General features: G+C 70.0%; 19 protein-coding genes. 11 read left to right on the forward strand and 8 right to left on the reverse strand.

The features are described 5' to 3' along the window. Nucleotides 1-757: 757 nt before the first annotated feature. The gene (locus IE257_RS19095; protein ID WP_030390222.1) at nucleotides 758-991 is read right to left on the reverse strand and encodes a hypothetical protein; all 234 of its coding nucleotides are present in this window, start codon (nucleotides 989-991) and stop codon (nucleotides 758-760) included. A gap of 499 nt (nucleotides 992-1,490) precedes the next feature. On the opposite strand from IE257_RS19095, the gene IE257_RS19100 reads away from it, so the two are divergent. The 3 genes from IE257_RS19100 (at nucleotide 1,491) to IE257_RS19110 (ending at nucleotide 4,081) form a co-directional block, all read left to right on the forward strand. Further along, entirely contained in the window at nucleotides 1,491-2,702 is a 1,212-nt protein-coding gene (locus IE257_RS19100) for a pyridoxal phosphate-dependent aminotransferase (protein WP_189970235.1), read from the forward strand. A 122-nt stretch (nucleotides 2,703-2,824) separates the two neighbouring features. Then, a complete protein-coding gene (locus IE257_RS19105; RefSeq protein WP_189970237.1) occupies nucleotides 2,825-3,217 on the forward strand; it encodes an SCO4983 family protein in 393 nt (130 codons plus the stop codon). A gap of 210 nt (nucleotides 3,218-3,427) precedes the next feature. After that, the gene (locus IE257_RS19110) at nucleotides 3,428-4,081 is read left to right on the forward strand and encodes an RDD family protein (RefSeq protein ID WP_189970239.1); all 654 of its coding nucleotides are present in this window, start codon (nucleotides 3,428-3,430) and stop codon (nucleotides 4,079-4,081) included. 42 nt (nucleotides 4,082-4,123) lie between these two features. On the opposite strand, the gene IE257_RS19115 is transcribed toward IE257_RS19110, so the two are convergent. Further along, complete coding sequence (locus IE257_RS19115; protein WP_189970241.1) at nucleotides 4,124-4,549, reverse strand: hypothetical protein; 426 nt, start codon at nucleotides 4,547-4,549, stop codon at nucleotides 4,124-4,126. Nucleotides 4,550-4,692: 143 nt separating this feature from the next. On the opposite strand from IE257_RS19115, the gene IE257_RS19120 reads away from it, so the two are divergent. Genes IE257_RS19120 through IE257_RS19135 form a run of 4 tightly spaced genes read left to right on the forward strand, consistent with a single transcriptional unit; the run spans nucleotide 4,693 to nucleotide 9,200 of the window. Then, the gene (locus IE257_RS19120) at nucleotides 4,693-5,787 is read left to right on the forward strand and encodes a substrate-binding domain-containing protein (RefSeq protein ID WP_229920512.1); all 1,095 of its coding nucleotides are present in this window, start codon (nucleotides 4,693-4,695) and stop codon (nucleotides 5,785-5,787) included. Then, nucleotides 5,784-6,968, forward strand: a complete 1,185-nt coding sequence (locus IE257_RS19125; RefSeq protein ID WP_189970244.1) for a toxic anion resistance protein — start codon at nucleotides 5,784-5,786, stop codon at nucleotides 6,966-6,968. The genes IE257_RS19120 and IE257_RS19125 overlap by 4 nt, the downstream gene beginning before the upstream one ends. Nucleotides 6,969-7,018: 50 nt before the next feature. Next, nucleotides 7,019-8,602, forward strand: a complete 1,584-nt coding sequence (locus IE257_RS19130; protein WP_189970969.1) for a substrate-binding and vWA domain-containing protein — start codon at nucleotides 7,019-7,021, stop codon at nucleotides 8,600-8,602. After that, on the forward strand, nucleotides 8,589-9,200 hold the full coding sequence (locus IE257_RS19135; protein WP_189970246.1) for a hypothetical protein: 612 nt from the start codon (nucleotides 8,589-8,591) through the stop codon (nucleotides 9,198-9,200). The genes IE257_RS19130 and IE257_RS19135 overlap by 14 nt, the downstream gene beginning before the upstream one ends. Before the next feature lie 113 nt (nucleotides 9,201-9,313). On the opposite strand, the gene IE257_RS19140 is transcribed toward IE257_RS19135, so the two are convergent. Next, nucleotides 9,314-11,143, reverse strand: coding sequence for a phosphoenolpyruvate carboxykinase (GTP) (locus IE257_RS19140; RefSeq protein WP_189970248.1), 1,830 nt, complete (start codon nucleotides 11,141-11,143; stop codon nucleotides 9,314-9,316). 220 nt (nucleotides 11,144-11,363) lie between these two features. Between IE257_RS19140 and trhA the strand changes: the two genes are divergently transcribed. After that, the gene (gene trhA / locus IE257_RS19145) at nucleotides 11,364-12,077 is read left to right on the forward strand and encodes a PAQR family membrane homeostasis protein TrhA (protein WP_030390232.1); all 714 of its coding nucleotides are present in this window, start codon (nucleotides 11,364-11,366) and stop codon (nucleotides 12,075-12,077) included. A gap of 57 nt (nucleotides 12,078-12,134) precedes the next feature. On the opposite strand, the gene IE257_RS19150 is transcribed toward trhA, so the two are convergent. The 5 genes from IE257_RS19150 to IE257_RS19170 form a co-directional block, all read right to left on the reverse strand. Continuing rightward, nucleotides 12,135-14,549, reverse strand: a complete 2,415-nt coding sequence (locus tag IE257_RS19150; protein ID WP_189970250.1) for a galactose oxidase family protein — start codon at nucleotides 14,547-14,549, stop codon at nucleotides 12,135-12,137. A 57-nt stretch (nucleotides 14,550-14,606) separates the two neighbouring features. Beyond that, nucleotides 14,607-15,764, reverse strand: coding sequence for a glycosyltransferase (locus tag IE257_RS19155; protein WP_229920554.1), 1,158 nt, complete (start codon nucleotides 15,762-15,764; stop codon nucleotides 14,607-14,609). Nucleotides 15,765-15,782: 18 nt separating this feature from the next. Next, nucleotides 15,783-17,534 (reverse strand): ArnT family glycosyltransferase, encoded by a 1,752-nt coding sequence (locus tag IE257_RS19160; RefSeq protein ID WP_229920513.1) that lies wholly within the window; start codon nucleotides 17,532-17,534, stop codon nucleotides 15,783-15,785. After that, entirely contained in the window at nucleotides 17,531-18,865 is a 1,335-nt protein-coding gene (locus IE257_RS19165; protein WP_189970254.1) for a glycosyltransferase, read from the reverse strand. The genes IE257_RS19160 and IE257_RS19165 overlap by 4 nt, the downstream gene beginning before the upstream one ends. Before the next feature lie 244 nt (nucleotides 18,866-19,109). Then, nucleotides 19,110-21,164 carry a thioredoxin domain-containing protein gene (locus IE257_RS19170; protein ID WP_189970256.1) on the reverse strand — a complete coding sequence of 685 codons (2,055 nt, stop codon included), beginning with the start codon at nucleotides 21,162-21,164 and terminating at the stop codon, nucleotides 19,110-19,112. A 328-nt stretch (nucleotides 21,165-21,492) separates the two neighbouring features. Here IE257_RS19170 and IE257_RS19175 point away from each other — a divergent pair, with 328 nt between their 5' ends. Genes IE257_RS19175 through IE257_RS19185 form a run of 3 tightly spaced genes read left to right on the forward strand, consistent with a single transcriptional unit; the run spans nucleotide 21,493 to nucleotide 25,373 of the window. Continuing rightward, a complete protein-coding gene (locus IE257_RS19175; RefSeq protein ID WP_189970259.1) occupies nucleotides 21,493-22,236 on the forward strand; it encodes an NUDIX hydrolase in 744 nt (247 codons plus the stop codon). Beyond that, on the forward strand, nucleotides 22,237-23,400 hold the full coding sequence (locus tag IE257_RS19180) for a 5'-methylthioadenosine/S-adenosylhomocysteine nucleosidase family protein (protein ID WP_189970260.1): 1,164 nt from the start codon (nucleotides 22,237-22,239) through the stop codon (nucleotides 23,398-23,400). Then, the gene (locus IE257_RS19185; protein ID WP_189970262.1) at nucleotides 23,397-25,373 is read left to right on the forward strand and encodes a hypothetical protein; all 1,977 of its coding nucleotides are present in this window, start codon (nucleotides 23,397-23,399) and stop codon (nucleotides 25,371-25,373) included. The genes IE257_RS19180 and IE257_RS19185 overlap by 4 nt, the downstream gene beginning before the upstream one ends. Nucleotides 25,374-25,424 lie beyond the last annotated feature (51 nt).

Below are 25,424 nucleotides of genomic sequence, written 5' to 3' on the forward strand. Positions count from 1 at the left end.
GCTTCTCATCGACGGCGTCCGGCCCCTCTCGGGGGCGGAAAGGCGCCGGACAGCGGCTATTCCGTCGTGGGGACGGGTCAGCGCACGTAGGCGTCTCAGAAGGCCAACGGTTTGCCCCAATTGCCCCTGCCTGCACCCCTGCCCGTGGACTCAGTCCCTCGCTGACCTGCATCCACGACGACATAGTCGAGGGATCAGCCGTCAGCCCCTCTCAATGGCCCCGGCCGGTCGTCGGACGCGTGGAGGGGAAGCGTCAACGGGTCGTGGGCGGCTTATGTCCAGCCCTGGACGGTCGTCGGACGCTGAGAGATGAGGAGCGCGTAGCGATTGGATGCGCTTCCCCCGGCCCGGCAGGCCGCTCCGGATGGGCCCGGCCTCGGAAGTGCGCCCACCCCGGCCGGGTCGCGGATCTCTGATGTCCCCGTCCATGAAAGGAAGGCCCGGCCCGTTCCTTTGGGGGTTTCCCGGCAGTCTTCGGATTTCCGGGGCGGGACGGTCGGTCAAGGGTGGCCGAAGGCCATCGCGCAGCGACGCGACGACGAAGGAGGAGCGCCCTTGAGGGACCGGCCCGACACGGAGAGACGATGAGACTGACGGGAAACCCCCATACGCGTCCCTGACCACCGCCCCCGCGGACCCGGCCCACCGCAGACCCCCGAAGGTCACCGACCCCGCCCGCGCGACCCCCTGCCCTCCCGCACCCCCGCTCCCACCCCCGCTCCCATCCCCACCCTCACCCCGGCCCCCCGAAGCCCCCTCAGAGGTACTCGCGGGCGAATTCCACCGCCCATTCCACCGCGGCCAGCGGGACGCTGCCCGAGTCGGGGGCGATGGCGAGGCGGGCCGACTCCCAGTCCTGGTCGTGGTCGCGGAAGATCGCGAAGTGACCCTCCTCCACGACTCCTTCCGGCCTGACCAGGAACTCGATCGCCCGGTCGTCGCCATCCGTGCCGACCGTGGCGATCTCCATGTCACCGACTACGAAAACCACTGTCTCGCGCCCCTCAGTTGCCGCCGTTCCGGAACACCGGCAGGAGCAGGCCCATGAGGACCGCCCCCGCCACCATCAGGACGCCCGCCGCGGCGACGATGACCGTGCCGACCCGGCTTCCCGCTCGCCCTGGTGCATGCCTCCAGCCTCCACCGCGGCACGGGCGCCCGCATGAGTGCGCGTACTCATGCGGCGTACTCATGCGGCGTACTCACGCCTCGTACCGTCCCGCCCTCACGCCCTCGTACCGACGCCCCGCGCCCGTGCGGCGTACCGGGCGCTCCCGATCTTCTGCGGCACCCGGGGTGACGAGCGCAACACCATGCGCTCCCACCCACCCCAGCTCCACCCATTCCGCAGGTCGGGGCGGGGCGCGGCCCCGGATTCCAAGGGGGGACCGCACCCCCACCCACCCATTGCCCGAAGTGGGACAAATCAACCTCGGGCCACTCTTCGAAAACGCACGTCACGCTCGCACCCGGGCCCGTAAGCTCCCGTCATGCAGGTGATCCAGTCAACCAAACTCGCCAATGTCTGTTACGAGATCCGCGGCCCCGTGCTCGAAGAGGCGATGCGGCTCGAAGCAGCAGGTCATCGCATCCTCAAGCTCAACACGGGCAACCCCGCGGCCTTCGGCTTCGAGTGCCCGCCGGAGATCCTTGAGGACATGCTCCGCAACCTGGGCACCGCCCACGGTTACGGCGATGCGAAGGGGCTGCTCTCCGCGCGCCGCGCGGTCATGCAGCACTACCAGACCAAGGGCATCGACCTGGACGTCGAGGACATCTACCTCGGCAACGGCGTCTCCGAGCTGATCCAGATGTCGATGCAGGCGCTGCTCGACGACGGCGACGAGGTCCTGGTCCCCGCACCGGACTACCCGCTGTGGACCGCCTCCGTCTCCCTCGCCGGCGGCACGGCCGTGCACTACCGCTGCGACGAGCAGTCCGACTGGATGCCCGACCTCGCCGACATCGAGCGCAAGGTCACCGATCGCACCAAGGCGATCGTCATCATCAACCCGAACAACCCGACCGGCGCCGTCTACGACGAAGAGATGCTGCGCGGGCTGACGGACATCGCGCGCCGCCACAACCTGGTCGTCTGCTCGGACGAGATCTACGACCGGATCCTGTACGACGGCGCCGTGCACCACAACACCGCCGCCATCGCCCCCGACCTGCTGACGCTGACCTTCAACGGGCTCTCGAAGAACTACCGCGTCGCCGGCTACCGGGCCGGCTGGATGGCGGTCTGCGGCCCGAAGAAGCACGCCTCCTGCTACATCGAGGGCCTCACGGTCCTGGCCAACATGCGCCTGTGCGCGAACATGCCCTCCCAGCACGCCGTGGCCACCGCGCTCGGCGGCCGGCAGTCGATCGAGGACCTGGTCCTGCCCGGTGGGCGGATCCTGGAGCAGCGCAACGTCGCGTACGACCTGCTCACCCAGATCCCGGGCGTCACCTGCGTGAAGCCGAAGGGCGCGCTGTACGCCTTCCCCAGGCTGGACCCGTCCGTCTACAAGATCAAGGACGACCGGCAGATGGTCCTCGACCTGCTGCGGGCCGAGAAGATCATGGTGGTGCACGGTACGGGCTTCAACTGGCCCGAGCCGGACCACTTCCGGATCGTGACCCTGCCGAACGCCAAGGATCTGGCCGATGCGGTGACCCGGATCGGGAACTTCCTCGACGGCTACAGCCAGGTGTAGGCGCGTACGCGCGGTCTCGCCGGCGTCCACCCGGTGAGACGCACCCCCAACAACAGGATTCAGCTCAACTTTAGAACCAATCCAATGTAGGATGGTCTCCTGACCACGCAGGAGGCCACCTCATGTACGAGCCGATCCGCACGAAGCCGGTCGTCCACCGCATGGGCGCCGCCCCGGCCGACTACCCCCACAGCAGCCGTGCCGAAGCGCTGGACGTGCAGCTCGCCGGCCATCTCGCCGCCCTTCTCGCCGTCACCGACGAGCTCGGGCTCGACGAGGACGCCACCGAGATCGCCGCGCAGGTCGCGCGGCTGCGCGGAGCCCAGCCCGCCCGCGCGCCGCGGCACTCCCCCGAGGGCGCTGCCGCACTGCACCAGCGCGCCCACGACCTCGCCGCCCGCGCGCTTCTCGTCGCCGCGTCCCGCGCCGACACCACCGTCGCGATCCTCGCGGCCGAGCGCATGGACGCGCACGCCGCCGCCCTGAAGTCCTCGGACCTGGCCGGCGCCCTCTAGACGGCCCCGGTCCGGGGCCGCGGAGGCTCCGGACCGGGTGCCACGGTCCCTGCGCGCGAGCCTGCGGCAGGGGCGGAAATTGGACAGATTCCGGTGCTCCGAACACGATGAGGGCTGAAAGATCGCGGCAGCACGGGGGAGGCCGCTCCACATGGTCAATCTCCTCCGCTCCGCTTCGTCCCCGTTCGAGCATTCTGGAGAGATTCGCCCATGAGCTTCGGCGACCCGAACAATCCGTACGGCCAGCAGCCCCCGCAGGGCCAGCCCGGCCACCCGCAGCAGGCCCCGCAGGGCGTCCCTCCGCAGTACGGCTACCCGCAGCAGCCTCCGCAGGGCGCCGTCCCGCAGTACGGCTACCCGCAGCAGGCCCCGCCGCCGTACGGTGCCTACCCGCCGCCGGGAATGCCCGCGCCGGGCATGCCGGGTTCGGGGATGCCGCCGCTGGCCCACTGGGGGCTGCGCGTCGGCGCGTACCTGCTCGACCTGCTGATCATCCTCGGCCCGATGTACGCGCTGATCGGTCTCGGCGCGGCCGTCGCCAGTGACGAGTCGACCGAGGCGATCGCCGGCATCCTCAGCTTGATCGGCATGCTGTACACGCTCGGCATGGCCGTCTTCCAGCTGTACAAGGAAGGCACCACCGGCCAGTCGATCGGCAAGAGGATCGTCGGCATCAGCCTGCACCGTGAGACCGACGGGTCCACGATCGGCTTCGGCATGGCGTTCGTCCGCAAGCTGGCGCACTTCCTGGACGGCGCCGCCTGCTACATCGGCTACCTGTGGCCGCTGTGGGACGAGAAGAAGCAGACCTTCGCCGACAAGGTGTGCAGCACCGTCGTCATCAAGGTGAACCAGAACGGCTGATCGCCGCACGGTGAGGACCGGTGGCGACTCCCTGCCGAGGGATCACCGGGCCGCCCGCGCGAACTCCGCGCCGGCGACCCCGCACCAGGGCACCGTCGCCACCGGCCACACCGGGCCGACCGCCTCCCCGTACTCGGTCGCGCCCGGGGCCACGACCGGGATCTTCACCAGCGCCTGCGCGGCCCGCCCGCCCGGGTCCGCATCGGCGCGGTCGCGGAACCCCACCGTGACGACGTAGGCGCCCGGCCCCTCGGGGCGTCCCGTCGCCTCCACGGCGGCCACCACCCGGCGGCTCGCCGGATCGATTCGGCACCCGGTGACCCGTACGTCCTCCACCGCCGCCCGCGGCGGTGCCTGTGGCGGATCGCCGCCGCTCGCCCACACGTACAGAGCCAGCGGGGCGAACACCAGCAGCCCGGCCACCGTCACCAGGCCGACCAGCCAGCCCTGCCACTTCAACGCACTCACGCCCATGCCCCGATCCTCCCGGGCCGCCGCCCCGCCCACCAGCACCCGAGGGCCCACACAGCATTTCGAAGTGGGACCACCTGGACACCTGACGTTCATTCAACTCCTCGCGGAATGTGGGTTTCCGCGAGCACGCTGCACCCGTGAGACGCATCCTAGGAATCGTCCTGGGCCTCCTCCTGATCGGCGGCGTGCTCTACCTCGTCGCGTTCCAGGGGCAGGATCACCCAGAAACCACGGCAACGAAGACCGTGCGTGGCGTCATCGGCTCGGAGAAGTCCGAATTCTTCCGCGACCCCGACGTCGTCAAGGCCCTTGCCGCCAAGGGCTACACCGTGAAGACGGAGACCTCCGGCTCCTGGGCGATGGACCAACTCGCCCTCAAGGAGTTCGACTTCGCCTTCCCCAGCAGCAGTGAACCCGCCAAGGAGGTCGCGGCGGCGGCCGGGCTCAAGGGAGCCCAGGAGACCAGGCCCTTCTTCTCCCCGCTCGTCGTCATCGCCCGACCCGGCGCCGCCAAGGTGCTGGCCGACAACGGCCTCGCCAGGATGACCGGCAAGAACTCCGGGACCCTGCTCATGGGCGCCTTCCTCAAGGCCGCCGGTGAGGACCGCACCTGGCAGCAGCTGCCCGGCTCCGCGGCCCACGCCGAGCTGACCGGCACGGTGTTCATCAAGACCACCGACCCTGCCTCCTCCAACTCCGGCGCCCTCTTCCTCGCCGCCACGTCCAACGTCGCGAACGGCAACACCGTGGTCGCCGACGACGCCGGCATCGCCCGCACCGCACCCCTGATGCGGAAGCTGATCTCGGTCCAGGGTGCGCTGGAGCCCAGCACCGACGACCCCTTCCGGGCCTTCATCAGCGGCAGCGGCGAACCGCTGATCCTGGTGTACGAGTCCCAGGTGGCCTCGCTGCTGATGCAGCACCAGGATCCGGGCGACATGGTCGTGCTCTACCCGGACACCACCGTCAACTCGGCGCACACCTTCGTGCCGCTGACGGAGCGGGCGCGGGAGCTGGGCGCCCTGCTCGCCACCGATCCGAAGCTGCGCGAACTGGCCGTGCTCCGCGGGTTCCGCCCGCAGGAGGGCGTGGCCGAGTTCACCGCCGCGACGATGCCGCACACCGCCTACCTCAACACGGGTCTGACCGGCATCCGCCAGGTCGGCACACCCACCGTCAAGATCCTGATGGCGCTGGCCCAGCGCGCCAAGGGCCAGGGGGACACGCCATGACACTGACACCGCCCGAGGACACGTCCTTCCACCTGAGCCCTCCGGAGCCCGTCGCCCCCGTACGCAGGGAGCAGGCCGCCGGGCTGGTCCCGCTCCAGGACGGCGTCCGTGAGGAGATGGCCCGCCGGGCCGGGGAGTACGTGGGCTCGCTCGCCGCGATCGACGCCCGCTCCCCCGAGTTCGCCCAGCGCATCGGCGAGATCGCCGGACTCGGCGCGGCCGACGTCCGCACCGCCGCCCAGCAGTCCAACCGGATGCTGGAGCGGGCCGTACGCTCGCTGGGCTCCGACGGCGGTGGCGACGCCCAGGCCCGCGTCGCCGGGTCGCTGGTCGAGCTGCGCCGCACCGTCGAGGACCTCGACCCGCGGGACACGCCGGGCAAGGGCTTCAAGGGGATCCTCTCGAAGCTGGGCGGTAACAGGTTCCGCGACCACGTGGCGAAGTACGCCTCCTCGCAGGCCGCCCTCAACAAGATCGTGGGCTCGCTGCGCAGCGGCCAGGACGAGCTGCGCCGCGACAACGCGGCCCTGCACACCGAGCGCTCGCGCCTGTGGGAGACCATGGGCAAACTGCAGGAGTACGCCGTCCTCACCGAGGCCCTGGACGGTGCCGTCGAGCAGCGGATCGCCGAGGCGGAGCACACCGATCCGCAGGCGGCCGACGCGATGCGCGCGGACGTGCTCTTCCCGGTCCGGCAGAAGCACCAGGACCTGTTGACGCAGCTGGCCGTGTGCGCGCAGGGCTACCTGGCGATGGACGTGGTCCGGCGCAACAACGACGAGCTGATCAAGGGCGTCGACCGGGCCGCCACCACCACCGTGTCGGCGCTGCGGATCGCCGTGATGCTGGCTTCGGCCCTCGACAACCAGCGCAAGGTGATCGAGCAGGTCAATGCCCTGAAGGGGACCACCGAGGAGCTGATCCGGGGCAACGCGGAGATGCTGTCCACGCAGAGCGGCGAGATCCAGCGGATCGCGGCCGACCCGGCGGTGGGCGTGGAGACCCTGCGGACGGCCTTCGCGCAGATCTACCGGACGCTGGACGCGATCGACGCGTTCAAGGTGCAGGCGACGCAGAACATGGCGGCGACGGTGGAGTCGCTGGCCGGGGAGTTGCAGACGGCGTCGGCGCATCTCGCGCGGACGCGGACCGCCGGTGCGCTCGACGGGGGTTCCCGGTGAGGCCGCTGCGACGCCGGCGGGGCTGGATCGGCCTGGCGCTCGCCGGGCTCATGACCGCGACGGGCTGCAGCGCCGACGGGCCCGCCGAGCCCGAGCGGTCGACGTACAAGGACGGCCACCTGCGGGTGCTGGCCTCCAGCGAGCTCAGCGACATGGAGCCGGTGCTGAAGGCCGCCAGGGCGGCCACCGGCGTCAGTGTCGAGCTGACCTGGTCGGGGACGCTGGACGCCGCCGAGCAGGTCGCCTCGGGGAACGCGGACGGCAAGTACGACGCGATCTGGCTCTCCTCCAACGACTACCTGCGGCTGCGGCCGGAGGCGGCCGGGAAGCTCTCCAGCGAGACGCCGGTGATGTCCTCGCCGGTCGCGCTCGGGGTGAAGCCGGAGGCTCTGGCCCGGCTCGGCTGGAAGCCCGGTGAGGTGACGTGGCCGGCGGTGCACGAGGCCGTCGCCGCCGGGAGGCTGACGTACGGGATGACGGACCCGGTGCGCTCCAACTCGGGTTTCTCGGCGCTGGTGTCGGTGGCCTCGGGGCTGTCGGGCGCGCAGGCGGCGCTGAGCGATGCGGACGTGAAGGCGGCCACGCCCCGGCTGAAGGAGTTCTTCGCCGGGCAGAAGCTGACCTCGGGGTCCTCGGGCTGGCTCGTGAGCGCCTACGCCAAGCGCGGGGACGTGGACGCGCTGGTGAACTACGAGTCGGTGCTGCTGTCCATGAACCGGGACGCGAAGGGCGCCGGGGCTCCGCTGACGGTGGTCCGGCCGCGCGACGGTGTGGTCACCGCCCACTATCCGCTGACGCTGCTGACCTCGGCCCCGGCCGGGGCCCGTGACGCGGGGCGGGCGCTCACGGAGTACCTGCGCGGTCCCGAGGCGCAGAAGGCGATCACCGAGCAGACCTTCCGCCGCCCGGTGGCGGCCGGGGTGGCGCCGGCCGCGGGGCTGGACGCGGAGAAGCGGCGCGAGCTGCCCTTCCCGGGTTCGCGTTCGGTCGCCGACGGGTTGCTGGCCTCGTACGAGAACGAGCTGCGTCGGCCCTCGCGGACGGTGTACGTCCTGGACACCTCGGGTTCGATGAGCGAGGAGGACCGGATCGGGCGGCTGAAGTCGGCGCTCACCGACCTGACGGGTTCGGGCAGTTCGGGCACCGGGCAGCGGTTCCGGGACCGCGAGGAGGTGACGCTGCTGCCCTTCGGGTCCAAGGTGAAGAAGGTGCGCACGCACGTCGTCGAGCCCGGCAATCCGGGTCCGGCCCTGGACGCGATCCGGGGGGACGTGAAGTCGCTGGAGCCGGACGGGGGTACGGCGGTGTACGGCAGTCTGGAGGCGGCGTACCAGCACCTCGGCAAGGGCGGTGCGGATGCGTTCACCTCGATCGTGCTGATGACGGACGGCGAGAACACCGAGGGTGTCGGGGCGGGGCACTTCGACTCCTTCTACGCGGCGCTGCCGCCGGCGCAGAAGCAGACGCCCGTCTTCGCGGTGCTGTTCGGGGACTCGGACCGCAAGGAGCTCACCCACATCGCCGAACTGACCGGCGGGCGGCTCTTCGACGCCACCGGCACGGGGGTCCCCCCAGCGGTAGCCGGGGGCGGTTCGCTGGCCGGAGCCTTCGAGGAGATCCGTGGCTACCAGTAGGGCGCGCCGGATGCTCGGTCACCTGGAGTCGAGGAAGAACCTGGCGGGCTCCGCCTGTGGCGTGGTCGGGCTGGGCCTGACCCTCGCCGGGGTGGCCGGCGCGTACTGGCCGGTGGTGATCGCCGGGCTGTACGGGGCGGGCGCGCTGATCGCCCCGCCGGAGCGGGTGGTGGTGCCGCCCTTCGACCCGAGCGAGGAGGTCGGCGCGCTGCGCGCGGATTTCACGCGGCTGAAGGAGTACCTGGGCGAGGTGGAGCTGCCGATGACGCCCGGGGCCGGGTGGGAGGGGCTGCTGGAGCTGTACGGGGCGCTGCTGGAGCCTGGGTGGGTGGCGGAGGTCCTGGCCACCGAGCCGGAGGCGGTGCACGCGCTGTCGCGGGCGATCCGGCGGGACGTGCCGGAGTGCGTGGACACGTACAACCGGACCCGCTGGTGGAACCGGCTGACGCCGGGCGGGGAGTCGCCGGAGCGCCATCTGGAGCGTCAGCTGGACCTGTTGTACGAGGAGGCGGAAAGAGTGACGGCGGACCTCCGCGAAGCAGAGGCCCGCCGTCAGCAGACGCACACGGCCTACCTGGAGGAGCGCGGACGCTCTTGAGGTCGGTCATGTGCTGCGGTGGGAACCGCTTGGTCGGGGGCTCCCACAGCGGTGGGCGCCGCTTGGTCGGGGGCTCCCACGTTCAATGGCCCTTCTTCAGGGCGTGTCCCGGCTCAGCCCAGGCGCTCCACGAGTGCGTGGTACTGGTCCCACAGCTCCTTGGGAGTGTGGTCGCCGTAGGTGTTCAGGTGCTCGGGGACCAGGGAGGCCTCGTCGCGCCAGACTTCCTTGTCGACGGTGAGGAGGAAGTCGAGGTCCTCGGCCGGGAGGTCCAGGCCGTCGAGGTCGAGGGACTCCTTGGTCGGCAGGATGCCGATGGGGGTGTCGACGCCCGCGGCGGTGCCGTCGAGGCGGCCGACGATCCACTTGAGGACGCGGCTGTTCTCGCCGAAGCCGGGCCACACGAACTTGCCCGCGTCGTTCTTGCGGAACCAGTTCACGTAGTAGATCTTCGGGAGCTTGGACTGGTCCTTGCCCTTGGCGACGTCGACCCAGTGGCCCATGTAGTCGCCCATGTTGTAGCCGCAGAACGGCAGCATGGCGAAGGGGTCGCGGCGCAGTTCGCCGACCTTGCCCTCGGCGGCGGCGGTCTTCTCGGAGGCGATGTTCGAGCCGATGAAGACGCCGTGGTTCCAGTCGAAGGACTCGGTGACCAGCGGGACGGCGGAGGCGCGGCGGCCGCCGAAGAGGATCGCGGAGATCGGGACGCCCTTGGGGTCCTCCCACTCGGGGGCGATCGTCGGGCACTGGGCGGCGGGGACGGCGAAGCGGGCGTTGGGGTGGGCGGCCGGGGTCCCGGACTCCGGGGTCCAGGCGTTGCCCTTCCAGTCGATGAGGTGGGCGGGCGCCTCTTCGGTCATGCCCTCCCACCACACGTCGGAGCCGTCGGGGGTGAGCGCGACGTTGGTGAAGACGGTGTTGGCGTACATGGTCTTCATGGCGTTGGCGTTGGTGTGCGCACCGGTGCCGGGGGCGACGCCGAAGAAGCCGGCCTCGGGGTTGATCGCGTAGAGGTGGCCGTCCTCGCCGAAGCGCATCCAGGCGATGTCGTCACCGACGGTCTCGACGGTCCAGCCGGGGATCGTGGGCTCCAGCATGGCGAGGTTCGTCTTGCCGCAGGCGGAGGGGAAGGCGGCGGCGATGTACTTCGCCTCGCCCTCGCCGGCCGGCGGGGTGAGCTTGAGGATGAGCATGTGCTCGGCGAGCCAGCCCTCGTCGCGGGCCATGACGGATGCGATGCGCAGGGCGTAGCACTTCTTGCCGAGGAGGGCGTTGCCGCCGTAGCCGGATCCGTAGGACCAGATCTCGCGGGTCTCCGGGAAGTGCGAGATGTACTTGGTGGTGTTGCAGGGCCACGGCACGTCGGTCTCGCCCTCGGCGAGCGGAGCGCCGAGGGTGTGGACGGCCTTGACGAAGAACCCGTCGGTGCCGAGCTCGTCGAGGACGGGCTTGCCCATGCGGGTCATGGTGCGCATGGCGACCGCGACGTAGGCGGAGTCGGTGATCTCGACGCCGATCGCGGAGAGCTCGGAGCCGAGGGGGCCCATGCAGAACGGGACGACGTACATCGTCCGGCCCTTCATGGAACCGCGGAAGATGCCCTTGTCCCCCGCGAAGATCTCCTTCATCTCGGAAGGGGCCTTCCAGTGGTTGGTCGGGCCCGCGTCCTCCTCCTTCTCGGAGCAGATGAAGGTCCGGTCCTCGACGCGCGCGACGTCGGAGGGGTCGGAGGCGGCGTAGTAGGAGTTCGGGCGCTTCGTCTCGTCGAGCTTCTTGAACGTTCCCTTGGCTACGAGCTCCTCGCACAGGCGCTCGTACTCGCCCTCGGAGCCGTCGCACCAGACGACGCGGTCCGGCTGGGTGAGGGCTGCGATCTCGTCCACCCAGGAGATCAGCTCCTGGTGAGTCGTCGGGATAGTGGGAGCCGCGTTGTCGCGCGCCACGATTGCTCCTTGTTGAGGGGTTTGTTTGGTGTAGGCCCCGTGGGGGCTGCGACCCGGACGCTTCGCGCTCCGCTCATCCGGTGTCGACCGCACTCATCTGATCATCCGGTGGATGTGCGCATATGTCCAGAGGGCCTCTCACGTGAGCATTGCCACGTCCGTCAATCTTCCGTAAAGAGCACTGACGGAAACCTACGGACCCGTAGGTAGCATGGCGCGCATGACTTCTGATGCCGCCGCCGTCCCGGCCAACGAGGCCACACCGGTCGTCGAGGCCCTGGAGGCGGCCGAGACCGCCCTGGAGGAGAAGCCGCTGCTGCGCGGCTGGCTGCACCTCGGGATGTTCCCCGCCGTGGTCGTCGCGGGCCTGGTCCTGATGGCCTTCACCGACTCCACCCGGGCCCGGGTCGCCTGCGGGGTGTACATCCTCACGGCCTGCCTGCTCTTCGGCGTGAGCGCGGTCTACCACCGCGGTACCTGGGGACCGCGGGGCGAGGCCATCCTGCGCCGGCTCGACCACGCCAACATCTTCCTGATCATCGCGGGCACCTACACCCCGCTGACCGTCCTGCTGCTGCCCCCGTCCACCGGGCGGACCCTGCTGTGGGCGGTGTGGATCGCGGCCGCCGCCGGTATCGCCTTCCGCGTCTTCTGGGTCGGCGCACCGCGCTGGCTCTACACCCCCTGCTACATCGCCATGGGCTGGGCGGCGGTCTTCTTCCTGCCCGACTTCATGCGCACCGGCGGGATCGCCGTGCTGGTCCTGGTGATCGTCGGCGGCCTCCTCTACAGCGTGGGCGGGGTCATCTACGGCATGAAGCGGCCCAACCCCTCCCCCCGCTTCTTCGGTTTCCACGAGGTCTTCCACTCCCTGACGCTCGCGGCCTTCGTGGCCCACTACGTCGGCATCTCGCTGGCCGCGTACCAGCACTGAGCCCGGGAAAAAGGGGCCCGGCCGCAGATTCGCGGCCGGGCCCCTTTCTGGTTGCGTTCAGCAGGCGTATCCGTCGCGGTCGGGGTCGAGGCGCAGCGGATCACTGCCGTTGACCTTCAGGCGCTTCGGGTACGTGTGGGCGGCCAGCCAGTCGCAGCGGGCCTTCGTCGTCCCCTGCACGCCGTCCGGGAAGCGGGTCGGCACGCACACGTTGGCCGTGCCGTAGTGGCGGTCGCAGCCGGCCGCGCTCGGCGCGACCGGGACGGAGTCCCGCTTCGGCGGGTTGGCCTTGGCCGGTCCCGGCCTGTTCGCGAAGGAGTGCTCGTGCGCGGAGGGCTGCTGCTGGGCGGCGGCCAGTGCGGACGGGCCGCCCAGGTGCACCCAGGTCGCGATCGACGGGACGCCGTTCGCGTCGACCGCGAAGAGCATGTACCAGCCGGGCGGTGCCAGGTTGGGGTTGCTGGTGACATTGAGGTCGATGTTGTTGCCGTCGACGGTCATCGGCAGGTCCACGAACCGCTGGTTCGGGTCCGAGGAGTGGGTGACGGCCGCCGGACGGATCAGCTCCGCCCTGGCGATCGGCCGGTTGACGGTGATCCGCTGCATGTCCCCGTACACCCACTGTGTGTCGATCACCGAAGTGATCTGCGGGCGGGCTCCCTTGAAGAGGTAGGGCGGGGTGTAGACCGACACGTTGTGGTTGTACGTCCCGTTGCCCGGGTTGTCGCCGACCGACATCACCCGGCCGTCCGGCATCAGGAACGACGCCGAGTGGTAGGTCCGCGGGATCGGGTCGGTGGCCAGGCCCGCCCGGTAGGTGTTGGTCGTCGGGTCGAAGAAGGAGGCCTCGAAGACCGGGTCGGCCCGGTCGTGCAGCCCGCCGCCGGTCTCCAGCACCTTGCCGTCCGGCAGCAGGACCGCCGACACGAACATCTTGCCCTCGGCGCCGGTCTGCGGCCGCTTGCCCTGGCCCTGGTCGACCAGGCCCTGCGGGATCGGCGGGCCGGCCGTGTAGGCGGGGGCCGGCTGCTTGAGGTCGATGATGTCGGTGAGCCGGTTCGCCGCCGGGTTGCGCTCGTTGTTGCCGCCCCCGATGGTCAGCACCCGCTGGTCCTGGGCCGGGGGCAGCAGCACGCTCGCCGACTCGTCCCGCTCGTCCTTGTTCCGCAGGCCCGGCACATCGGTGATGGTGTTGGCGTCGTAGTCGTAGATCGAGGCGCCGGTGCCCGGGGTGCCGTTGCCGAAGGTGTGGCTGCCCGAGTAGAAGAGCCGCCCGTCCTGCATCAGGATCATCGACGGATACAGGCCCCAGTACGACCAGGTCTGGTTGACCTCGTTCATCGGCAGCCACTTGTTCTGCGCCGCCGAGAACTTCTCCGCGGTCACGTTGCCCGTCGAGTCCTCCTTCAGCCCGCCGAAGGAGATCACGTCGCCGTTGCCGAGGATCGTCGCCGACGGGTACCAGTGCCCGCCGTTCATGTCGTTCGTCCTCGTGTACGTCTCGGTCGCCGGGTCGAAGGTGTACGAGTCCTTCAGCCCCTGGTAGCCGATCGAGCCGTCGGCCGACGGGTACCCCTTGTTGCCGCTCATCACCAGCACCCGGCCGTCCGCCAGCTGCACGTGGCCCGCGCAGAACATGTCGACCGGGGTCGGGATCGATGTGAAGGACCCGTTCGCCGGGTCATACACGGCGGAGGTGAAGGTGCCCGCGTTGAACTGGGCGATGTCGTTGCCCGAGCCGGCGATCAGCAGCACCTTGCCGTTCTTCAGCACGACGGCGTGCATCGAACGCACCGGGTTCTTGGCCGGGATCACCTCCCACCTGCCCTTGGCGCACTCCTCCGCCGTACCCGAGCAGACCGGCTGCGGCGGGGCGGCGCCCACCTCCTCCAGCGCGTAGTCGTCGGTGGTGAGCGTGCCCACCCCGTAGACCGACAGCCCCCACGCGATCTTGTCCGTGTGGGGCGGGACGGCCGGCGTGCGGACCTCCGTACGCGCCCAGGCCGTGCTGACGGGCGGGTTCTGCAGGTCGGTCCAGTACTGCCAGCCCGCCGTCGTGTCGTGGCGGAACACGGTCACCGACACGTCCGGGGTGTTCGACTTGTACCAGGCGGACAGGTCGTACTGCCGGCCCGGCGTGACGCTCGGGGCGCAGGTGGCGTTCTCGGTGACCAGGGCCTTGCGGTCGCCGTCCACCCGGCGGGTGAGCGAGACCCTCATCGCCTTGGTGCCGCTGTGCGCGTCGGCGACGGTGGCGAAGGCGAAGTCGTTGTCGCCCCAGCCGGACCTGGACCAGCAGGACGGCATGTCGGAGCCGGCGGCGCCGGCGGTCTCGAAACTTGGGTTGGAGAGCAGATTGGGCGGACCGGCCATGGCCTGCTGCGGTGCGGTGAGCAGCAGGCCCGCGGTCATCGCCCCGACGGCGAGCAGGGCGGCCCGCCGCCCGGCCCTCCGCCGGATCGTCAGACGCATGGAAGGCTTCCTTTCTGTGCGGCTCAACTCCTGGTGCGGCTCAACTCCTGGTGCGGCTCAGCTCCTGGTGCGGCGCGGCAGATAGACGAGGGCCTCGGTGGCCGCGAACCGCAGGACGAAGGTGGTCACCAGCGCGAGGGCGGTGGCCGGCAGCGCCCCCGCCCCGAACCGGGTGACGAGCAGCGCGATCAGCGGGATCCGCAGCAGCAGGTCGGCGTTGGCGAGCAGCGCGAACCGGCCGATCCGGTCGGCCCAGTGGCGGTGGCGCCGGCGGTCTCGGAAGAGGAGGGTCTCGATGAGGAGGAAGTTCCACAGGACCCCCGCCTGGTTGGCGACGATCTCGGCGGGCAGGTAGTGCATCCCGGCGTGGGTCAGCAGCCAGAGCCCGGCCAGGTTCGGGACGAAGCCGGAGAGCCCGATCAGTCCGAAGCCGATCATGCGGGCCAGCGGGGTCGCGGAGCGCAGCGAGGCCAGGTGGGCGAGGAACCGCAGGCCCTCGCGGGCGGTGGACTTGGACTCGCCCGAGTAGCGGTCCTGGAAGACGAAGGGCACCTCGGCGACCTTGCGGGGGCGGCAGCGCACCGCCAGCTCCAGCAGGATCTTGTAGCCGAGGGGCTTCAGTGTCTCCGCGGTCACGACGCGGCGGCGCATCGCGAAGAACCCGCTCATCGGGTCGCTGATGCCGCCGAGCGCGCGCGGGAAGAGCCCCTTGGCCAGCCAGGTCGCGGCGCGGGAGACGGCGATGCGGTAGCTGCCGGCGAGTCCGGCGCGGCTGCCGCCGCTGATGTAGCGGGAGGCGACGACGAGGTCGGCGCCGGTGCGGATCCCCTCGCCGACGAGTTCGGGCACCAGGTGGGGCGGGTGCTGGAGGTCGGCGTCCATGACGACGATCCAGTCGGTGTCCGCGCGTCCGATCCCTTCGACGACGGCGCCGCCGAGGCCGCCCGCGGCCGCCTCCCGGTGCAGGACGGACACCGGGAAGGGGTGGTCGGCGGCGGCCTTCTCGATGACGGCGGGGGTGTCGTCCGTGGAGTCGTCCACGAACAGCACCTCGCAGGGCAGCTGTTCGGGGTCGGGCAGTGCGTCAGCGAGCCGGCGCAGCAGCTCGTGGATGTTCCCCGCCTCGTTGAAGGTCGGGATGATGAGGGTGACGCTGCCGGTCACCGCCTGCGCAAGGGTGAGGTCCGGATCGATCGGGGCACGGAGGGACCGCATGTCCTCGCTCATGGTGAGTCAGCTCCCACTCGGGCGGTCGGCGGGGGCGGCGGGGGCGCCCGCGTCGCCGGGGGCGGGTCGGTCGGTGCGGCGGATCTCGATGCGGTCCTCGCCCGACCCGAAGACCGCCACCACCGCCGAATGCTCCAGCGCGGCCCGCACGTTGGGCAGGTTCACCGCGTCACGGCGCACGGTGGGCGAGGAGACGACGTAGTCGATGTCCTGCCAGCCCCGCGGCAGGGTCCGGGTCACGGCCGGGTCGAGGTCCGCCTTGTAGAACCAGATCGCGCCGAGGCCCGGCTCGAAGCCGTGGTGCACCGCGTCCAGCCAGAGCGCGTCGTCCAGCAGCACCCGGGTGTTCGCCGGATCGGCGACCTCGCTGCCGAGCCAGGCCGCGGCCTGCCGGTACGGGGCGTTCGCGTCCACCGTGAGCGCGGTGCGATTGCCCTCGTACCAGCGCGGCAGCACGTACACCGCGGCCGACGCGGCGAGTACGGCGAGCAGCGCCCACCGCGCCCACACCCGCGGCCTGCGCTCCCCCGGGCCGCGGCCGCGGCGCAGTACGGCGTGCGTGACGGCGGCCGCGCCCCCGGCCAGGACGAGGGCGAGGAAGGGCAGCGCCTGGATCACGTACATCGCCGGGAGGTAGCCGGTGGGCCGCATCGCGACGACGGCGAGGATCGCCGCGGCGAGCGCGGGGCCGGCCAGCGCGCGGGCGGTGACGGACATGGGGGTCCCCCCTGCTCGAGCGAAGCCGAGAGCTCGGGGGAGGAAGGTGGCCAGCAGCAGGACGGCGCCGGCCAGCCCGCCGAGCGGCAGGACGGTGTCGTAGTAGAGCCAGGACCGGAGGACGCCGTTCGAGCCGGAGCCGGGCGTGAGGATGAAGCCGGAGCCCTCGCGGCCCATCTGGTAGGTGATGCCGTCGATGAGCGAGACGTGCCCGGAACCGGGCAGCAGCTCGCCGTTGAGCAGGGCGTACAGGGGGTACGACAGTCCGATCAGCACGCAGGCGGTGATCGCTCCGGTGACGGCGAACTTACGGGTATCGCGGTGGCTGTGGCGCCACATCGTCACCAGCAGCGCCGGTAGCACCACCAGCATCGTCTCCTTGGTCAGGACGGCGGTGGCGGCCGCGAGCCCGGACCCGAAGTGGTGCCACAGGTGGCGGTTCGGGGACGCGGCGAGGCAGAAGGCCAGCAGCATCCACATCACGGCGAGGTTGTCGAGGAAGATCTCCCGCTGCAGGACCACGGAGAGCGGCGACAGCCCGAAGAGGGCCATCGCGAGGCCCGCGGCCCAGCGCGGCAGCCACAGCCGGCGCGCGAGGACGTACATCAGCACGGAGGAGGCGGCGGAGACGGCGAGCATCGCGCAACGCATCGACGCCACGGTCATCGAGTCGGGCAGGAAGAGGGAGGGCAGGTACGTCAGGCCCGCGAGCTGGATCCAGCCGAGCGGCGGATGGTCGTACCAGTACGTGTAGTGGGCGAGGCCGTCGCCCTGCTGGACGGCCCACGCCTGGGCGAGGTAGGTGCCCTCGTCGTCGCTCAGGGTCGGGAAGTCGGTGATGTTCCAGCCCTGCACCAGCACGGTCACCAGCAGCAGGGCGCCGCACAGCAGCAGGTCGGGGCGGGAGGAGCGGAAGCGCACGAGCGGGCGGGCCGGCGCGGGCGGGCCGGCGCCGGGGCGCCCTCCGGGGGGCGTCCGCCGGGCCGGGGCGGTGCGGGTTCCGGGCTGGGGATCAGTGGCCGTGGGCAGGGTGGCGGTCACCGGCGGCTGTCCTCTCGGATCGCGGTGGAGGCGGAGGCGGAGGCGGAGGCGGAGGTGGAGGCGGCTTCGGACGTCGCCTCGGGCATGGCGGTGGACGTCAGGTGGGCGCCGGTGTGGCTGGTCAGCTCCCACTCGACCTGGCCGCGCTGCTCGCGCCAGACCGCGCGGATCGCCGCTCCCGCGAGCATCACCTGGTAGAACGGCCCGCCGACGACGAGCTTGACGTAGTGCACGAAGCGGACGCGCAGTCCGTACTGGCGGCCGAAGTCGTGCAGGCCCACGATCTCGAACACGAAGGTCACCATCGCCGTGACCAGGGGAAGGAAGGTGATGATCGCGACGCCGACCGGCACGTCGAGGAAGACGGCCACGGCGAAGTTGAGCGGGATGATCACACCCGAGGCGGCCTGCATGAAGGGCGTCATCAGCGTGTAGCGGGCCAGCCAGCGCTGACCGCGCCCGGGCAGCTGCTGCCAGTCCTTCTTGCGGTACACCTGAAGGAACCCCTGGTTCCAGCGGGTGCGCTGCTTGAGCAGGCTCACCAGCGAGCCGGGCGTCTCCTCCCGGGTGACCATGTCGGAGTCGTACGCGACGACCACCTTCTTGCCGACCGACGACAGCCGCACCCCGAGGTCGCAGTCCTCGGCGAGGCAGTCCTGGTCCCAGCCGCCGGCCTCGCGCAGCACCTCGGTGCGCACGAAGACGGTGTTGCCGCCGAGCGGGATGAAGCCCTTCTCGGCGTGCAGGTGCAGCCGGGAGCGGAACCAGAAGAAGTACTCCAGGCAGTTGCGCAGGCTGTACCAGCTGGAGTGGAAGTTGATGAGCTGGACCCCGCCCTGGACCACGTCGGCGCCGGTGGAGCGGAAGGCGTGGTCGACGTGGGCGAGCAGCTCGGGATGGACCTGGTCCTCGGCGTCGAAGACTCCGACGATGTCACCGCGGCAGGACGGGAGGGCGGTGTTGAGGGCCTTCGGCTTGTTCTTCTGCTCGTGGTGGTCGACGACGACCCGGACGCGGGCCGGCCGGCGGGCGGCGGCCCGTTCGGCGACGGCGGTGGTCCCGGGGTCGTCGTGGCCGACGATCACGATGATCTCGTAGTCGGTGTGGCTCGATTCCAGGAGCCGGTCGATGGTGTGCTCCAGGACCGCCTGCTCGTGGCGGGCGGGCAGCAGGAGCGAGAAGGCCAGGCGGCCCTCGCCGTCGGGACGGTCGAAGCGCGTGGAGGCCAGCACCTCCGGGGTCCGCCACGCGTGCATCTGCCACCAGAGCGTGAAGGCGGCCATCCAGAAGAGCGCCAGAGACACGACAGCAATGAACACAGATGTGTACAAAAGGTCCCCCACAGACCCGCCGCCCCCCGGCGGCGATCAGCAAACCCCCCGGGGACTCACGGCGGGCCCCCCGGCCCGCCGTCGCCCCGCTTCCCCCCTCGCACGCACCCCCCAGTGCGTCGTCCCGGTGACGTCCGGAGCTACGAGATTAGGCAGTGAACATGACACTCAGCTGCATCGAAAATAAAAAGCACGTTTCCCAACTCATGCGCCTGCAACCGGAATTGACGGCACTCCGACCCTTTCAGGGGCGAACCGTTCCCAACTGCTCCGCCAGCTCGACCGGATCTGTCGTAGGCCGCGCGCAGACGAAATGTCGACACACATACGCCGTCGGAAGGTCGTGCACGAGTGTGCGCTCGGCAAGAAGGGGGAACTCCCCGCCACCGCCGTCCGCCGTACGCGGCAGACCGGCCGCCACCACCGCGCCGGGAGCCGTCCCCAGCAAAGCGGTCCGGTGCAGCAGCGCCAGCGCCGGATCCTCCGGATGGCCGACGACCGCCACCTCCCGGGGCCCGTCCAGCAGCGCCTCGGCCACCGAGAGCCCGTGCCCGATGAACCGCGGCACGCGCGGCCCGAGCGCAGCCACCACGCCGAGGGCCCGCTCCGCCGCCGTACGGTGGGCCTGCGACCCGGTGTGCGCCGCGTACGAGAGCAACGCGCCCGCAGCGGCCGTCCACCCCGACGGGGCGGCCGTGTCCGTCGGATCCTGCGGCCGGCGGATGAGCTTCTCCGCGTCGTGCGCCGTGTCGTACAGCGACCCGTCCTCGGCCGTGAACCGGTCCAGGACCAGGTCGACGAGGAACCCGGCGAACTCCAGCCAGACGCCCTCGCCCGTCACCGACGCCAGCGCGAGGAAGCCCTCCGCCACGTCGCCGTAGTCCTCCAGCACCCCGTCGTTGGCGCCGACCCGGCCGTCCTTGCTGGTCCGCGACAGCCGGGCGCGACCGTCCATGTGCACGCGCACCAGCAGATCGGCCGCCTCGGTCGCCCGCTCCACCAGGTCGGGCCGGTCGAAGTACGCCCCGCACTCGGCGAGCGCGGCGATCGCCAGCCCGTTCCACGCGGCGACGACCTTGTCGTCCCGCCCGGGCGCGGGCCGCTCCGCCCGCGCTGCCAGCAGCCGCGCCTTGATGCCGGCGATCCGCTCCGCGTCCACCACGGGCCCGTCCTGGGGCAGCTGCAGCACGGACTTCCCGTGCTCGAAGGTCCCCTCCTCGGTCACCCCGAAGTACGCGGCGGCCGACTCCCCGTCGGCCTCCCCCAGCACCTCGCGCAACCCGTCGGGCGTCCAGGCGTAGTAGGCCCCTTCGACGTGCTCGCCGGTCGCCGGATCCTCGCTGTCGGCGTCGAGCGCGGACGCGAAGCCACCCTGTTCGGTGCGCAGCTCCCGGACCATGAAATCGGCGGTCTCCAGCGCGATGCGCCGCGCGAGATCGGAGCCGGTGGCCCGCCACAGGTGCGCGTACACGCGGCAGAGCAGCGCGTTGTCGTAGAGCATCTTCTCGAAGTGCGGAACCACCCACTCCCGGTCCACGGAGTACCGCGCGAACCCGCCGCCGAGCTGGTCGTAGATCCCGCCGCGGGCCATCGCCTCGCACGTGTCGGCCGCCATCTGCAGCGCGCCCTCGGAGCCGGTGCGGCCGTGGTGGCGCAGCAGGAACTCCAGCACCATGGACGGCGGGAACTTCGGCGCCCCGCCGAATCCGCCCCGCGGGGCGTCGTATTCGCGCGTCAGCCCGAGCAGCGCCTGCGCGAGCTCCTCGGGCCCGGGAGTCCCGGCCTTGCCGTAGTCCAACTCCCGCCCGGCCAGGTCCCGTACGATCCGCTGCGCGACCTCGGCGACCTCCTCGGGCCGCCCCACCCAGGCGGTCCGCACCCCTTCGAGCACCTGCATGAAGGAGGGCATCCCCTGCCGGGGCTCGGGCGGGAAGTACGTCCCGAAGTAGAAGGGCTCGGCGTCGGCGGTCATGAAGACCGTCATGGGCCAGCCGCCCTGCCCTGTGGCGGCCTGTACGGCCTCCATGTAGACGGCGTCGACGTCGGGGCGCTCCTCGCGGTCCACCTTGATGTTGACGAAGTGTTCGTTCATGTAGGCGGCGGTCAGTTCGTCCTCGAAGCTCTCGCCCGCGAGCACATGACACCAGTGGCAGCTCGAATAGCCGACGCTGAGGTGCACGGGCACCCCGCGCTCGCGCGCCTCCGCAAAGGCCTCGGGCGACCAGGGCCACCAGTCGACCGGGTTGTCGGCGTGCTGGAGCAGGTAGGGAGAGGTCTCGTTCGCGAGGCGGTTCGGCATGGGCCCATCCTGCCGCACGGGGACCGTTGCCCGGCTGCGGCACAACGGCCCGGACGGGGCTGCGGGCGGTGCGCGCGGGCCGGCTCCAACAGGACATGTACGTGGCCCGCCTCGTTCCGGCCGGACCGGCCCAGCAGCGGGCCCCTCCCAGCGACGCCGACGGCGTCCCACTTCAGGGTCACATCGAAGCAGCGGACCACGATCGAACCGTGTCGACTCCAGAGCGGCCGACGCGTTGACCACCCGGAACACCTTCGCGGTGCGGCGTCGGAGGCTGCTCCGGCACCCTTCTTGTGCAAATGACAGTAACTCAAGTACCGTACAAGGCATGCAAGCTGACTCATGGTCACCAACTTCCGTGTTGTTGACGGTCGATCTCGTGATCCTGACGCTGCGCGAGGGCCGCCTGTGCGTTCTCCTCGTAGAGCGGGGCGAAGATCCCTTTCGCGGCATGCTGGCCCTGCCTGGCGGATTCCTGAATCACGACGGTGAGGAGATCCTGGACGCCGCCCACCGCGAGCTGAGTGAGGAGACCGCCCTGACTTCCGGCCGAGTACATCTCGAACAGATGGCTACCTACGGGGACTCGGGGCGCGATCCTCGAGGCCGGGTCGTTTCCGTGGCCCACTTGGCGATCGCGCCGGGACTCCCAGATCCGGTTGCAGGCACGGATGCGACCGACGCCGCATGGGTTCCCGCGGAATCCGTCCTGTCCGGCGGAGTGGAACTCGCCTTCGACCATCACCGGATCGCGACGGATGGGATCGAACAGGCACGCACCAAACTCGAATTCTCGGCACTGGCCACAGCGTTCTGCAGAGAAACGTTCTCCATAGCAGAGTTGCAGCAGGTGTACGAGGCGGTTTGGGGCACCGAACTCGACACCCGCAATTTCTACCGAAAGGTCCAAGCCGCGAAGGGATTCATCGTCCCCGCCGGATCGGGCCGCAGGGACACGGGAGGACGGCCCGCGCGACTGTACAAGGCCGGACCGCAGACCGTGTTGTTCCCACCGCTGATCCGACCTGCGCCCTCCACGACAGAAGAGACGACAAGAGGGGAAGAGCAATAGATGCCGCAAGACCTGGTGGTGATTCTTACCGCCCTCAATCTCGAATATCAGGCCGTGCGCCAGAAGATGACCGGTCCACAGTTACACCGTCATGAGCGTGGGACGCGGTTCGAGGTAGGAACCGTGCAGGGCACCTCATGCCGTGTTGCGCTCGCGCTGACAAACAAGGGAAATCATTCCGCCGCCGTGATCGCTGAGCGCGCGATCCAGGAGTTCTCGCCGGTGGCCGTGCTGTTCGTCGGCGTCGCCGGCGCCCTCTGGGAAACCGCCAGGCTGGGCGACGTGGTGATGGCGACACACGTGTATGCCTACCACGGCGGGACCAGCGAGGACGACGGGCTCAAGGCCCGCCCCCGGGTATGGGAGGCTCCGCACGCCATCAGTCAGCTCGGCTCGCACCTCGCTCGTGTGAACGATTGGGCCGACGACACGCCCGGACGTGGTCAAGCCCCGCAGGTGCGCTTCGGTGCGATCGCCGCCGGCGAGGTCGTACAGAACTCGAAGATCTCGGCCGAGGCGCGGTGGATCCGGCAGCACTACAACGACGCCCTTGCGATCGAGATGGAAGCCGCCGGTGTGGCACAGGCCGGACATCTCAACGGGGCGCCGGTGGCGATTATCCGGGGAATCAGTGACCGGGCGGACGGCACGAAGCACAGCGGGACGGACCGTAGCTGGCAGCCGCGGGCCGCAGCGAACGCGGCAGCATTCGCCACACGGCTGGCCGTGGAATTAATGGGGGAACAGGAGCAGACCGCCATGTCCGGAAAAGACAGGGTCCCTTCGGCCGACCGACTCGACGAGCGCGTCAGCAACACCGCACATGGCAGCACCGTGGGCATCATGGCCGGTTCCGTCAAGGACAGCAACGTCTACATGAACACGGACCCTAAGGTGAACAGCCCGAAGGACCTGGTCGCGGAACTGGACGGCTTTCGCCTGCACCTGATGCGGCACCACGCCGAGGGCGCTCTTGACGACGACACCTGCCGGGAGGCGCTGACCGATCTGGACTCTGCCCGCCGGGCGGCACGGGACGACACTCCAGAATCTTCCAAGCGGGCGGTCATGACGCTCAAGAGGTTACGTGGCCTGATCGCAGAGTGCCCCGCGCTGGTGGCCAAGCTGGCACCCCTCGTCGTTGCCGCGGGTGGCTCGGCATGAACGGCAGCAGCAGTGGCACGCACAACGCGGCATACGACTCCACCGTCGGCTTCCAGGCCGAGACCGTGCACAACTCCACTGTCAACTTCGTCCATCCGGACGCCTCTCCCCAGGAGAAGTACCGGGTAGGTGTGCGGCTCCTGGAGGACGGCATCCCCAGCCGCGCTCGCGAAACGATCACTGATGCGATCGTCCACGGACACGACAACGCAGAGGTCCGTTTCCATTGGGTGCTCGCCATGCTCAGTACGCGCGCCTACCACGACCTCAACGCCGAAGAGATCCAGCGGATGCACCGCGCCTCCCGGCTCGTACCGAGCTACGAAGAGGGAGAGTGGAAGGACGCCCTGCGCATCACGTTCGAACTGCTGGCGATGCTCAGCACCGCGGACGGCGACACGGAGCTCGTACTGGAACGGTTGCGAGCCCTGTCGCCTCACCAGCGCGAGGCGATCCTCCGCCACCTCGACCTCGTACTCACCGGAGGGCTGAAGGACAGCCTGTGGGCGGAGAGTCGCGAGCTGGCGGAGGCAGATCGCTTCGGCAACGACCGGGTCCACCGGATCTGGGCCTATTTCGAGCCCGACCCCATCGGGCCACGAGCCCTGCCGCCCCGCCCGAGCACCGCTGCCGCCGCCCAGGCGGCCTTCCCGGTCCGAGCAGGCCTGTTCGTCATCAGCAGCACAATCCTCTGGGTCACGGCGCTGGTCGCAGATCCCGCTGAGGCGGTCATCGAGTTGCTGGTGGTGCTCGGCGCGGGTCTGGCTGCGACTCATTTCGGCCGTCAGTGGTGGTACCAGGACCGCCAACCGAACACCACAACCGAGCCCCACGTCCCGCACATGCGCGATCCCGCCCCAACCGGGGACGGGTTCACCGACCGCGTCCGTCACTCGTTCGATCACTATTTCGCCATCCGTGCGCCCCACGGATTCGCCCCGCACGAATGGCTCGGGTACACCGTCCACGTCCGCAACGCCCTCGCCGCCGAGATTGCGCTCCTTTACCGAGAGAATCGAATCGGCGTGGACCGGGTCAACTGGTTGATCCGCCACCTAGCCGAGGACGCCCGAGACCGCCACAACAGCGGCATCCTGTTCGATCAACGCCGGAACCAGACTCCGGCGATGGCGAAGGCCCTGTCCGTGGTCGCCCTCATCGCTCTCGGCATCACGGCTCTGTCCGTGTTCGGGACAGCGCTGTCGGGTATCGACGGATCGGGGGTGCTGCTGACCGTCTTGGCCGCAGTCGGTGTGGTCTGGTCCGGGCGCGAGGCTACTTCCTCATGGTTGGAGGTCCGGCGTGAAGAGCATCGACTCGTCAGGGAAACCCAGGAATACCACGAGCGGCTGACCGCACGACAGGTCGCTTACGGGAACTGGAAGTCGTTCCTGGACACCACGCGACCCAGTGAGCTGGAAATGGAGACCTGGCTCACCTGCGACAAGACACTGTTCATCGATGAAGCGCTTCGGCACTACCAGCTCACCTGGCGCGACCTGATCACCCACACCATCCTGCTGACACCCGCACGCCCCTACAAGCGGGGGCGCGCGAGGCGCGGTCCTTGGCGGTACTCGCGCTACAGCTTCCGCCTGTTCCTGGTCACCCAGGATGGCGTTCGCGAAATCAGCTCGGAAATCGATTTCACTGACGCGAAGCGCGGAAACGAGCAGCGCAGCAACTACCGGTTCGAGGCGTTGTCCTCCGTGCAAGTAACAGAAAACTCCCACACCGGCTACGATCTGGAACTCATCCTCACCAACGGGCCGGCCAGGAACATTCGCGTCAAGGACGCCGATGCTCATCAACTGGCGCCGGATGAAAGTTCCCAGGAAATCGCTGAGATCAACCTCAGCGCGGCTGGTTTCATTCATACCTTCCGCCTCCTGGAAGGAATCGCGGCGGACGGAAAGGGTTGGATCGAGCGAAACAACCCCAACAACCTGCCGTCCTTCCATACTGCCGATTGAGTGCTCCGGGCCTCCGGGGGCGGGCAGGGGTCGGAGTGCCGGAGCCCTGCC

It is taken from the genome of Streptomyces avidinii, from assembly GCF_014650695.1.
Classification (GTDB): Bacteria; Actinomycetota; Actinomycetes; order Streptomycetales; family Streptomycetaceae; genus Streptomyces; species Streptomyces avidinii.